Consider the following 12,714-nt stretch of genomic DNA (forward strand, 5'->3'; position numbering starts at 1 on the left):
TTAATAACTATGAAAAAATTGACCTACACTATGATAGCAGCATTTCTGTTCTGCTCAGTGGAAGCTCAAATACAAAATGCCGGTTTTGAAAACATGACAGATGGGTTACCCAATCACTGGAATATTAAAAAAACGGATTTATACGAAGGAAAGGTAGATTATACACAATACTTCGGAGGAAAAGCCTCGATGCAGCTTACAGGAAAATCTGATGATACCAAAAACTTTCAATCTTTCTCTCAAAAAGTTCCTCTTGACATTCAGGAATTACAGAAAATAGAAATAAGTGCCTATGTAAAATCTGAAAACACCCATGGAATAATCAATCTATGGACTCAGGTAAAAGATGAAAATGGTAAAATGATTGACTTCGGAAATTCAGAATCACAGCAAAAATCTATTGCTGTGAATAAAGACTGGACAAAATATTCTTTAATTTTCACTGTTGATAAAAATGTAAAAAGCCTGCTTCTTGGAGGGGTATTTACAGGGAACGGAACAGTTTGGTTTGATCATTTTGAGCTCAATAAAATTGCGTTTTCAAAGGAGGAACCTTCAAAAGTTTCTGCCAAATACATTCAGGAGTTTAGAGATATTGTGAAAAAGAATTCTATTTTTTCAGATAGATTAGACTGGAAGAATATTGATACCAATCTGAATTACCTTGCAAAAGGAATGAAAACCATTGATGATACAGATACCGCTTTAAATTATATCATCAAAAGTCTGAGAGAGGCTGGTGATAACCATTCTTTCATTGATGGCAAAGAACGTACAGAAAAGCTGAAAACCACCAATACCAATGATGCAAAGCCTGATTCCAGACTAATCGACCAGAACATCGGGTATGTTTCTGTTCCGGGTTTTGCTTCTTTAAATACGGAAGTTGGGGATGCTTTTGCCTTACAGATTCACAATATGATTAAAAAACTGGACTCTGAAAATAAGATTAAAGGCTGGATTGTAGACCTGAGAACCAACACCGGAGGAAATATGCACCCTATGATCAGTGGACTTGGAAGCCTGATCGGTGAAGGAACACTGGGGTATTTTGTTTATAATGGTAAAAAGAGTCCATGGATCTATAAAAACAGAAAGTTTGGTCCGCATAAAATTGAGGAACCTTATGAGCTTAAGAGCCGTCAGTCAAAAATAGCGGTGCTGATTGGTCCAAGTACAGCAAGCTCCGGAGAAGCTACCACCATTGCTTTTATTGGAAAGAACAATGTAAAATTAATTGGGCAGCCTTCAGCAGGATATACTTCAGCAAACAGACCTTATACTTTAAGTGACGGTAAAAGTCTTGCTTTGGCCACTTCTTACGAAATGGACCGTTACGGAAAAGTCTATTACGGAAAGATAGATCCGGACATTCCTGTAGAACCGAAAGAAGGAAAGGATATGGATATTGAGGCAGCAAAAACCTGGATTTTAAACTAGCTGCAAAGTTATCCACAACAAATTGTGGATAACTTGTGAATTTTAACATTAAATTCATATTTCGTATTAAAATAATTACTACATTTACTATGTAATAAAAATCGAAGTGGAAACTTTATTTGCTTTTCTTACTACTATTGAAATTGCAATTAAATTTGAAATAAAAATTTAAGCACAGCATTGTCGGCTGTGCTTTTTATTGTTGTCTAATTAAAAAAATGAGATGTATTTATCTACTGGATCTGCTCCTAAAGGGCAGATTCTTTTATCCATATACCCTTTTTAAATAACGCTTTCTGAAGATTATTTGACTCAGTCAAAATCTGGAAAAAAGTATTTTGTACTGCTTACATTTTGACGCAAAGGTTTAATAATATAAAATTTATATTCTAAAGGGAGCAAAGATGTAATCAACTTCGTTGATTCTTCATAAGCAAACGTATAGCTTCATCTGCGACATTGTCGTTTCTTAGCTTCCTTATTAATAATGGATTGAATTTTGTCTTTGTGTTTGAAAAAAGTTTCAGAGAATGAAGTTTAGAAAAGTAAAGACAGAGCTTCTTTTAAATCAGGCCTCATAGTTCAATGGATAGAATAAAAGTTTCCTAAACTTTAGATTCAGGTTCGATCCCTGGTGAGGTCACATATATATTTAATACTTTCCCAACAAAAAAACCTCCTATGCATTAGGAGGTAAAAAAATGTCTCTTTTCAACTAATTTGAAGTATCCAATCTCCAAATATAATACAAACAGGAATTTACGGATATGACTGTAGTCATAACTCTACGGGTATGATAAATTTTTAGAGCATGAATTAAAGTTTATTAGAAAAGAATCTGACGGCTTTTTTAGCTAATAAATAATCCCAACCTAACAGTGGGGAATATCTATTTCCCAAAGAACAGATCTGCTTCTGCCTTTCTTCTTCGGATAAGCCCATTTAATATTTTTCCGCCAGCAGCAATATATTTCGTAGTAAACCAATTTCTGATTTCTAAATCTGCTGCTCTTTTGTTGATGAGAGAAAACAAAGTCTCAGATCCTCCGGTATTGTAAGCATGAGAAACCAGCGCATCAAACTGATTCTGATTAAGTGCTATTTTCACTTTTGAATTCACGATCTTTTCATAAGTTGGCAGGACTGCAGCGAATAATTCTACTCCTTTTTCTTTTGTGATTGTCGGATCTCTCATCGTTACTTTCTTTCCTCCGGGATAGTAAGTGTTACCATATCCTATTGTCGGAATTCCTGCTGAATCCAGATAAGGCTTTGAGCTGAAGCCTTCAAATGATACAATCAGATTGATTCCTTTTTGTGATGTTTTCATGTATTTAGTTTTATGTATTATTCAGCAAAATTAAAATTGTAAATCCCAAAATCGTGAGGAAAAACCCCTATTTTAATTCTAGTGTCTAATCTTTTTTTGTTTGCTGTTTATCTTCGGCTTTTTCAACTTTATTTTCCACTTTTTTAGCGGACGTTTGTTGAATTTGCCCAATCTCTGAATGTATTGAGGTTGTAACTTATAAAAACAAAAAAACCTCCCGAGTCACCGGAAGGTTATACTGTAATTTGTCAGAAATATGAAATTTCAATGGGCCAAATATAGCAAGTGTTTACTATCACAAAATATGATCCGGATCATACTGCTATGGAAAATATTTCATGTATGCAACGAAGAATAAAACCATTAGGTTTGAAATTATCGCTTGAAAAATATCTGTTACTTTTCATTCATCATTCAATTTTTATCAAATTAAATTGTACTTTTGTTTTTTATTATGCAAAAATTTCTCAGAGTCTTTTTTGTTTTCTCTTTACTTCTGATATTTGTTTCTAATGTCAGCGGCGTAACAACGTGTTTTGATCATGCTAATCATGCCAAAAGTAAAGTGATCTATAAAAAAGGTTCCAAAGAAGAGAAAATTCCTACCTTTTCACAGGATGATGAATGTCAGTGTGCGCTCCATATGCATATGAACAATGTTCTCCTTCCTGAACCTTTGGATATGGATTTTGTTATCAATACTACGAATGACAACGAAATGCCTCAGCCCAAAGCTATTTCATACCGTTGTCTTCTCGACTTCTTCAGCTCCCGGGCTCCCCCATCTTCATTTTTCGCAGCAGCTTAATTTATACTGCTGCCATTTTTCATATACAGATTTTTTAGTCTGTACTGTTATTCCGTGGATACCTGTGTTTTCACACACTTAAAGATATCCTTTTATTAATGGGCATATTCAATGTCCGTACATCCCTGTTCATGACTACCAGTAATTTTAATTATCCGGAAATAATTCTTTGTATTTCCCCAAATTCTGTGAAACTTTTAAGTTTAAGTTTCATTACCGTATCCTCATTTCTGTATGCGCAGTCCCGCCCTGAAGATTCTTTATCTACAATGGTACAAACGGTTGAAATTATCGGAAGAAAGTCTAAAGATTATACTTCCGACTACTCTTTTGCCGCCACCAAGATTGCTATGAAAAACAAAGATCTGCCTTTAACTCTTAATACGGTTACCAAGGAATTGATTACCGACCGCCAGGCTTTTCAGCTTGGAGATGTTATGAAAAATGTGAACGGAGTCTCTCCTTCCAGTTATTACAACCAATACAACATTCGGGGGATCAGTCAAAATGAAGAAGGGCAGATTATCAATGGAATGCGGACCAGACAGTATTATTTTTTACAGCCTATGACTTCCAATATAGAGCGTGTGGAAGTTTTCAAAGGTCCTGCAAGCATTACCATGTCCAGTGTAGATCCCGGAGGAACAATTAATATGGTTACCAAAAAACCATTGTCTGTTTCCCGTCACGAGATCAGTTTATCAGGAGGCAGTTTTGATACGTACCGTGTCACCACAGATCTTACAGGCCCTTTAAATAAGAGTAAAACCTTGCTGTATCGTTTTAATGGCGCTTACCAAAATGCTCAGTCGTTCAGGGATCATGTTAAAAACAGTGGCGTTTTAATTTCTCCTTCTATCACATTTGTTCCGAATGAAAAAACATCTGTGAATATAGAAATGATTTTTAATGATCTTTATGGAAACCTGGACAGAGGGCAGCCTATTTTCGGTGCCGTTGCAGGAAAAACAGATCTGAACAGTACTCCAAGAACATTAAACCTGGGAGCACCTGATGACTTTTTTAAAACCAGGGAACTGATTATAATGGGAAGTGCTGCCCATCATTTTAACGAAGCTATAAGTTTTAATGCATCTTATATGAAGCAATACTGGAGAGAAAACCTGCAGGAACACCGAACAACCAATTCCTTTGTTCCAGATATGGATAACAAACCGGTTTCCAGCCTCGCGATGATGCAGTTTGTACAAAGAAAGCAAAATTGGGCTGTAGACAATATTAATGCTTATTTTAATTTTAAATTCAAAACAGGCGCTGTTCAGCATCAGGCTTTAATAGGCTATGACAGTCAAATCTGGGAAAAGCGTAAAGGCGGACAGCAGAATGCCGCAAGAGGTTTTCTGTTAAAGAACGGCTCTGTAGCTCCTTCTTACAAACCTGCTAACGCTGATGATTACCAGACTTTCAATTATAACGGAATACTTATTCCTAAACCCAATGTCACTCCATTTGATCTGAATCCGGGTGCAGAAAACTATCAAAATAATGATTTTAATACGTTGAATATCATAACTCCTCTTCCTTCTGCTCTTACAACTACACACGCTGCTTATATCCAGCATTTTTTCACATGGAAAAAGTTTAAAATTCTATCAGGAATACGTCAGGAATGGTTTCAGGACACCACCAATTTCAAAGAGCCCAATGAGTCTTCATTCCGAAATAATAAAGTTCTATACAGATTCGGGATTACATACAGTCTTACAGATCATATCAATTTTTACGGAACTTATCTTACCGGATTCCAGCCGCAATCCAATACGGTAACATTAATGCCCAATACCTCCAGCCTCACAGGTACCGAATCTGCAGCGCGATTTAAACCATTGACTTCAGACCTTAAAGAACTGGGGATGAAAGCAGAGCTTTTCGGAAGGTTCTTATTGAATATTGCTGTGTATGAGATTAACCAGAGAAACATTTTAATCAATGCCAACAATTCTTCAGAACCTGATGAGCTTGTACAGCGAGGTGCAGACCGGAGCCGTGGATTTGAAGCTGAGCTTTCCGGGCACATCCTTCCTCAATGGCATATTTATGGAGGTTACAGCTATATTGATGCTAAAATACTGGATGATACCAATCCTGATCTTGCAGGGAAAAGGAAAGAAAATACTTCTAAAAATTCTGTCAATATCTGGACACGCTACAATTTTTCAACCATAGAGCTTATAAAAGACTTTGGCATTGGAGCAGGGATTCTTTATCAGAGTTCAAAAGTGCCGTGGTTTACAAGAAGTTTTGAACTTCCGGCATATACTACTATAGATGCTGCATTGTATTATACTCCTGCAAAATCTGTCCAGCTGGCTTTTAATCTGAATAATATTACCAATAAAGCCTACTGGATCGGGGCTCAGAATTACCTCAGGCTATTTCCGGGAACACCAAGAAATTATTTACTAACTGCTACTTACAAATTTTAAATTATGACTATTTCAAACTTACAACTGATGGTGAGAAAGACCTGGCAAGACCTGTTTAAAGGGAAACAGAATCTGCTTATCACCATTACTGTACTCCTCTTCTGTATGCTGAGCATTGGCATCGGTTTTACAAAATACACTGATTCCTTTTCAAAAATAAAGGAATACCGGAAAGAAGTCCGGGAGCATTGGGAACAAAGACCTGATAAGCATCCGCATCGTATGGCTCATTATGGTTATCTGGTTTTCAGAATCGGACATCCACTAAATATTTTTGATAATGGGCTAGACGACTATCTTGGAAACGTCATATTTCTGGAAGCACATAAACAGAATACAGCCAATCTTTCAGAAGCCGGAAGTTCAGGTACTCTGGTCAGATTCGGAGCTTTCAGCAGTGCTTTTATTCTGCAGAGTATTGTTCCTTTGATTATTCTTTTTTTAGGGTTTGGATTAATAGTACAGGAACGTGAGAATGCCACCTTAAAAATCATCAGTGTGCAGGGCGCTTCGGGAAGAGATATTGTCTGGGGAAAAGTTCTGGGACTGTGGCTGTTTTCCCTATGTTTCCTGATTCCTGTAATTCCTGTAGTTTTTGTGGCCGCACTGCTGTCACAAACGACAGATTCAACAGATATTTTAATCCGTTTGTTGTTCCTGCTGCCCGCTTATATGATGTATTACTTTTTCATCAGCACTTTAACGGTTCTCGTTTCTGCGAACAGTAAAAGTACATCTTCAGCACTGATCAGCCTTATCGGTTTCTGGCTTCTTTTCATTATTGTTTTGCCAAAAGGGGTTCAGTTTGCTGCCCAGAATTTATATCCGGCTCCTTCCCGTATTGCTTTTGAAACCAATCTGGAAAAGGATATTTTAAAATCCGGGGATAGCCACAATCCTGACGATCCTCATTTTAAGAAAATTAAAGATTCTTTACTTGCTCATTATAAGGTAAACACCACCAATGAACTTCCTTTCAACTATGGAGGATTTGTCATGAAAGAAGGAGAAAAGATAAGTTCCAAAATTTATATCAGACATCAAAAAGAATTGCAGACCATTTATCACAGACAACAAAATCTCACTGATATTTCGGGATTAATTAATCCAGCCATTGCTCTTAAAAACTTTTCCATGATAGCAACGGGCACTGATTTTTTCTCTTATACTCAATTTCAAAAGCAGGCTGAAGAGTATCGCTATCAAATGGCTCAGCATTTAAATGATCTGCAGATTGAGCATATCAGCAATATTAAACCGGAGAAAGGAGGACCGCCTGCTGTGATAGATAAAGACAACTGGAAGAAATTCCCTGACTTTAATTATCAGTATACTGCTGTTTCAGACAGCTTGAAAGAGCAATTCATCCCTGCTATTGCTTTAGTTCTTTGGTTAGCAATATGCATTTTCGCAATTGAAATAAGTGGAAGAAAATTAAAATTAATCTAAATGAATCGTTATTTATATACCCAATTTTACCGTAACAAAGCCTACATCATTGCATTGTTATTTTTGTTCATGGCCGGGATTATGGCTATTTACACAGGGAAAAAATTTCTGGACAGGAATGAAGATATCATTTCCAAAAGCGGAGCATTTCAAAAAGAAAGCATAGAAAGGAACACAAAGTTTCATAAAGATGATCTGGGATTGGTTCTTTATTATATTAAATTTAATCTGGTGAATGAAACTCCCAGACTGGCTGCTTTAAATATCGGAATGCGTGATTTAAATCCTTCCATACAGGGAGTAACTATCCGAAATCTTGAAGAACAGCGTTATAATTCTGATTTTTATAATCCTGCCAATGCTGCTGTCGGAAACTTTGATTTCAGTTTTGTGATTGTTTTCCTTTTCCCATTGGTGATTATCGCGTTCTGTTATAATCTGATTTCTGAAGAAGAAGAAAGAGGAACCTGGAAGCTTCTTTCGGTACAAAGTGGCAATTTACAAAAGCTTCTGGATCATAAAATGCTCATCCGGCTGGGTGCGGTAACGGCTGTGTATTTCACTCTAATGATTATCGCTTCAGTTTGGATAAAAATATCTTTAGACCTTTATTATATTGCATTTGTGATCAGTGGATGGCTTTATATTCTGTTTTGGTTTGCGCTGTGCAGATGGGTTATTTCTTTTCGGAAATCATCAGCTCAGAATGCATTGATCCTTCTCATTGTGTGGGTTAGCGCTAATTTTATTATTCCGATGAGCAGTAATATCCTGATCCAAAAAACCTATCCTGTTCATGAGTCCCTTAAAGCTGTCATGGAACAGAGAGAGGGTTATCACAACAAATGGGATGAAGCCAAGCGTCCTACTATGGAAAAGTTTTATAAAGTATATCCTCAGTACAAAAATTTCAAGGTAGAAGAAAATGATACTTTTACCTGGACCTGGTATTATGCCATGCAGCATATGGGAGATCTGGAGTCTGCAAAATCTTCAGAATTGTATACCGAAAAAATGCAGAAACGAAATCAGGCAGCCGTCTATTTAGGCTATTTCCTTCCGAATCTTCATACCCAGCTCGTAGGGAGTCATCTGGCGAGAACTGATATGAATAATCAATTGCAATATGCTTCTTCACTTAAGAAATTCCATGAGAAAAAACGGTTGTTCTTCTACCCGCTTATTTTCTCGGGAAAGAATGCCGAATCTATAAACTGGGCACAGCAAACCATACAGGTATCCGGCTTGTCTGAACATTTGAAATGGGTTCAGCTATTCCTGCCCTATCTTATCTTCATTGCTTTATTCATAATCCTCTCACAAAACAAATACAGAAAACTATGTTAAAAACCATCAACTTACATAAAAAATACAACGATTTCACAGCCCTTCATTCTCTTAATCTGGAAGTAAAGAAAGGGGAAATCTTCGCTCTTCTGGGACAAAACGGAGCCGGAAAAAGTACAACGATCAATATTCTTCTGGGGCTCATTAAAGCGACTTCCGGAGATGCTTTCATAAATGGTATATCTGTAAAAGATGAGCCGCAAAAAATTAAAAAGCATCTGGCTTACATTCCTGAAACAGTGCTTTTATATCCGCATCTTACAGGAATAGAAAACCTTGATTTTTTCTCCAAAATTGCAGGATTTAATTATCAGAAAGAAGAATTATCTGCACTCCTTAAGCGCACCAGATTACAGGAAACAGCTCACCAGAAAGCATTGGGAGGTTATTCTAAAGGAATGCGCCAGAAAGTAGGAATTGCCATTGCCCTCGCCAAAGATGCAAAAGTATTGCTCCTTGATGAGCCTACAAGCGGATTGGATCCTATAGCCACCGCAGAATTTACAGAAATTGTGCGCCAGCTCGGTAAAGAAGGCCGGACTGTTTTAATGGCTACCCATGATATTTTCAATGCGGTAAGTGTAGCTTCCAATATCGGAATTATGAAACAGGGAGAACTGGTACAGAACTTACCTTCCAAAGCATTTACAGCTCAGGAACTACAGGAACTGTATCTGAAAACGATTTAATATTCAGTTACTTTCATATTAATATCAATTGGTTGATGCCCGGTGACGTTTTTGTTACCGGGCATTTTGCTGATATTATGTGAATTATGCTAATGCCTTTTTGTATTCAGATAAAGCTCTTTCACGGGCAAAAGTATGCTCTACTATAGGAGAAGGATATGCTGGCGTATTCCATTCCGGAAGCCATTTTTTTATATAAAGCAGGTCTTTATCAAATTTTTCAGTCTGAGCCGTCGGATTGAAAACCCTGAAATAAGGAGCTGCGTCACAACCGCTGCCTGCCGCCCACTGCCAGTTTCCATTGTTGGCAGACAGATCATAATCATTGAGTTTTGAGGCAAAATAGGCTTCACCCCAACGCCAGTCGATCAACAAATGTTTACAGAGAAAGCTCGCCACAATCATCCTCACACGATTATGCATATATCCTGTCTGGTTAAGCTGCCTCATCCCGGCATCTACAATGGGATATCCCGTAGTTCCTTCACACCAGTGTTTAAACTCTTCTTCATTGTTACGCCAGTTGATATTATCATATTGTTTTTTAAAAGAGTGATGTACCACCTGCGGAAAATGATACAAAATCTGCATAAAAAACTCACGCCAGATCAATTCTGAAAGCCATGTCGCATTATGATTCAATGCAAAGGCAATACATTTCCTGATGCTGATTGTTCCAAAGCGCAAAGCGATTCCCAGCTGTGTGGTATGCTGTAAAGCCGGATAATCACGGTATTGATCATAATTGTCTATAATAGAAACATCCAGAAATGGTTTTGTAAAATCAATTTCAGTTTTTTTGAAACCTATTTCCTTTAAAGTAAGAATATCAGAATATTCCTGTGAAAAGAGATTGATAAGATTTAACTCAACAGATTTATAATGTTCAGGAGTTAATGCTTCCTGCCACTTCTTTGCAAAAGGAGTGTAAACGGTGTAAGGTGAACCATCTTTTTTAATAATCTGGTCTTTATCAAAAATTACCTGGTCTTTATAGGCTTTAAAAGGAATATTCTTTTCTGTGAAAAAATAATAGACTTCTTTATCTCTCTCAATTGCCCGAGGTTCATAATCCCTATTGCAGAAAACGCCCTGAATATGATATTCTTCAGATAATTTCCTGAATATCTCTATGGGTTTACCATAATATACATTAACTCTTGAATGATACTTTTTCAATGAAATATTAATATCAATCAAAGCCTGATGGATATAATCAACCCTGCGGTCTTCTTTATCTTCCAGCTTTCCCAGAATATCAGTATCAAATATAAAAACGGGCATTACCGGATCATCAGACTGAAGTGCGTGGAAAAGACCTACATTGTCTTCCAGCCTTAAATCACGTCTGAACCAGAATAGGGTAACTTTATGTTTCATGTAATTCAAACTACTTTATCATTCTATCGTTATAATACATTTCATAACTACGGATAAAGATACAGATTTTACTAAATAGAGTTTTTAACACGTCACATTATTCAGCTCTGGTATTGAGCTATGATGAATATCAATTAAAATTTTCCGACATTTGTCAGATAAATAGATACCCGCAGCAATGGAAGAATTTGAAGTACCGGTAATCTATAAGGGTAAAGAACTGCTTTTCAACGGAAAGCTTGCTACATTCTCTTATGGATATAAATTATATGTAGATGTAGATGGAACTGAAGTTGTTATTGAACGTGATGATCACGGTGACTTAAGAGCTCTCCTTCCGGATGCTACTGCGGAAAAAAATATAGATAGAGGTCTTATAGAAGCAATTATTGAAGTATTTAGAGAACTTCAGGTTTTATGATGATCTGTTGTGAATAAAAAGTCGTCTCAATCATTAATAACCAAACACATGAGATTCTTCATTACATTTCACTACATTCAGAATGACATCTTGGAGACAATCTTTTTCATTTAATCTGTTTATTCGAAGACTACATAATTTACCTTATCTACACCCGTATTTCCCGTTTTTTCATGATAAGCATACAGCACGAGCTCATAGTTTCCCGGAGAACTGATGCTATGACTTCCTTCAAAAAGATTGGTTGAAACCAGTGACATGTCTATATTTTTTACAAATTTTCCGTCTTTTTTCAGAATTCCTTTCACTTCAATCTCATCGGAATTCCATACACCTCCTTTATCTATGACACATCCGCACATCATGACAACATTAGCCTGAAACAGGAAAGGTTTATCTTTAATACTGTTCAATGCAATATATTGATGCGTTCTAGGTTTCAGAATATCAATAATGTATCCCGGAATTTCAAGGATAATACCTTCTCCTAAAATATGCTTCCCGGGAATCAGCCATAGCTCTGTGCTTACAACCGCCTGAGCCTGTTTGCTGTTCAAAGGAGAAATCACTTCTATGTTCACGAATGTAGGTTCATCAATATCCACTGCAGCCATAAAACCTCCGGTCTGTGCGTCTGTGATTGAGTTTCCTCTGACTTTGGGCGTTTTCATAATCAGATCTGTATTTCCGGTACTTCCTGTTGTATTTCCTTCTGCCAGAATTCTTTGATTGAGTTTGTTCCTGATGATGATATGAGCCCCGCCCAATGAAGTTCCTATAAATTTGGCATCTCTCGCTTTTGCTCTTATCATGATTTTTGTTTCCGTTGCCGAAATCATAAGATTGGAAAAAAGAAATGCTGTGATGAGAATTAATGCTTTCATGATTTGATTGATTTTAAATATTCATGTTTAAACCTATGATGGAAAGATTCTTCTTTTAATTCCTGATCAATATGATCCAGATAAGTGAAAATCCCAAGATCTTCTGATAATACTTTCAGGATTGTCTTTTCACAACTGTCCCAGATCTGCTCCAACTGAGGAAGCATTTCAATGGCTTTTGGAGATAGTGAAATGATCTGCTTTCGTTTATCCACACTGTCTTTTTTAATGATGAGATAACCATTTTCATTCATTTTTTTGACAATAACTACAACTGATGGGTGTGAATATCCCAGCGGTTCAGCAATATCGGTAATTGAAATTTCACCCTTTTTTTTCAGCAGCATAAAAACCAGATACCAATTGGGCTCAACATCAATTTCAAATTCTTTATAAAATTTCCGAACATCATGGGACATCCTGTCACTGATTCTTTTCAGCCTGCTGTCCAAAGCTTTATATCCTAATTCTTTAATAAAGTCAAAATCCATCTGAAATATATTTACAACAAATATATAA

The 12,714-nt window shown here is 36.6% G+C and carries 11 protein-coding genes and 1 tRNA gene; 8 read left to right on the plus strand and 4 right to left on the minus strand.

What is annotated here, in order from left to right; all coding sequences use genetic code 11:
• Nucleotides 1-9 precede the first annotated feature (9 nt).
• Nucleotides 10-1,440: a S41 family peptidase gene (locus tag SFA27_RS12305; protein WP_407292307.1), complete on the plus strand. Its 1,431-nt coding sequence runs from the start codon at nt 10-12 to the stop codon at nt 1,438-1,440.
• 571 nt (nt 1,441-2,011) lie between these two features.
• A tRNA-Arg gene (locus tag SFA27_RS12310) sits at nt 2,012-2,083 on the plus strand.
• A 246-nt stretch (nt 2,084-2,329) separates the two neighbouring features.
• On the opposite strand, the gene SFA27_RS12315 is transcribed toward SFA27_RS12310, so the two are convergent.
• On the minus strand, nt 2,330-2,770 hold the full coding sequence (locus SFA27_RS12315) for a lysozyme (protein ID WP_407292308.1): 441 nt from the start codon (nt 2,768-2,770) through the stop codon (nt 2,330-2,332).
• Between the two features lie 454 nt (nt 2,771-3,224).
• Between SFA27_RS12315 and SFA27_RS12320 the strand changes: the two genes are divergently transcribed.
• From SFA27_RS12320 to SFA27_RS12340, 5 genes are all read left to right on the plus strand, one after another.
• A complete protein-coding gene (locus tag SFA27_RS12320) occupies nt 3,225-3,578 on the plus strand; it encodes a hypothetical protein (RefSeq protein WP_047375178.1) in 354 nt (117 codons plus the stop codon).
• A gap of 131 nt (nt 3,579-3,709) precedes the next feature.
• On the plus strand, nt 3,710-6,025 hold the full coding sequence (locus SFA27_RS12325; RefSeq protein ID WP_407292311.1) for a TonB-dependent siderophore receptor: 2,316 nt from the start codon (nt 3,710-3,712) through the stop codon (nt 6,023-6,025).
• 3 nt (nt 6,026-6,028) lie between these two features.
• Nucleotides 6,029-7,474: an ABC transporter permease gene (locus SFA27_RS12330; RefSeq protein ID WP_407292313.1), complete on the plus strand. Its 1,446-nt coding sequence runs from the start codon at nt 6,029-6,031 to the stop codon at nt 7,472-7,474.
• Nucleotides 7,475-8,821, plus strand: a complete 1,347-nt coding sequence (locus SFA27_RS12335; protein WP_407292316.1) for a DUF3526 domain-containing protein — start codon at nt 7,475-7,477, stop codon at nt 8,819-8,821. It abuts the gene before it with no gap.
• Entirely contained in the window at nt 8,815-9,510 is a 696-nt protein-coding gene (locus SFA27_RS12340; protein ID WP_407292319.1) for an ABC transporter ATP-binding protein, read from the plus strand. Before SFA27_RS12335 ends, SFA27_RS12340 begins: the two co-directional genes overlap by 7 nt.
• Before the next feature lie 84 nt (nt 9,511-9,594).
• On the opposite strand, the gene SFA27_RS12345 is transcribed toward SFA27_RS12340, so the two are convergent.
• On the minus strand, nt 9,595-10,890 hold the full coding sequence (locus SFA27_RS12345; RefSeq protein WP_407292322.1) for a cryptochrome/photolyase family protein: 1,296 nt from the start codon (nt 10,888-10,890) through the stop codon (nt 9,595-9,597).
• Between the two features lie 178 nt (nt 10,891-11,068).
• On the opposite strand from SFA27_RS12345, the gene SFA27_RS12350 reads away from it, so the two are divergent.
• A complete protein-coding gene (locus SFA27_RS12350) occupies nt 11,069-11,311 on the plus strand; it encodes a hypothetical protein (protein WP_407292324.1) in 243 nt (80 codons plus the stop codon).
• A gap of 119 nt (nt 11,312-11,430) precedes the next feature.
• Here the strand turns inward: SFA27_RS12350 and SFA27_RS12355 are convergent, their stop codons facing one another.
• Together SFA27_RS12355 and SFA27_RS12360 are read right to left on the minus strand one after the other, a co-directional pair.
• A complete protein-coding gene (locus tag SFA27_RS12355; RefSeq protein ID WP_047375188.1) occupies nt 11,431-12,195 on the minus strand; it encodes a hypothetical protein in 765 nt (254 codons plus the stop codon).
• Nucleotides 12,192-12,686 (minus strand): MarR family winged helix-turn-helix transcriptional regulator, encoded by a 495-nt coding sequence (locus SFA27_RS12360; RefSeq protein WP_047375190.1) that lies wholly within the window; start codon nt 12,684-12,686, stop codon nt 12,192-12,194. Before SFA27_RS12360 ends, SFA27_RS12355 begins: the two co-directional genes overlap by 4 nt.
• Nucleotides 12,687-12,714: the final 28 nt, after the last annotated feature.

Source organism: Chryseobacterium sp. HR92, from assembly GCF_045689405.1.
Classification (GTDB): Bacteria; Bacteroidota; Bacteroidia; order Flavobacteriales; family Weeksellaceae; genus Chryseobacterium; species Chryseobacterium viscerum_A.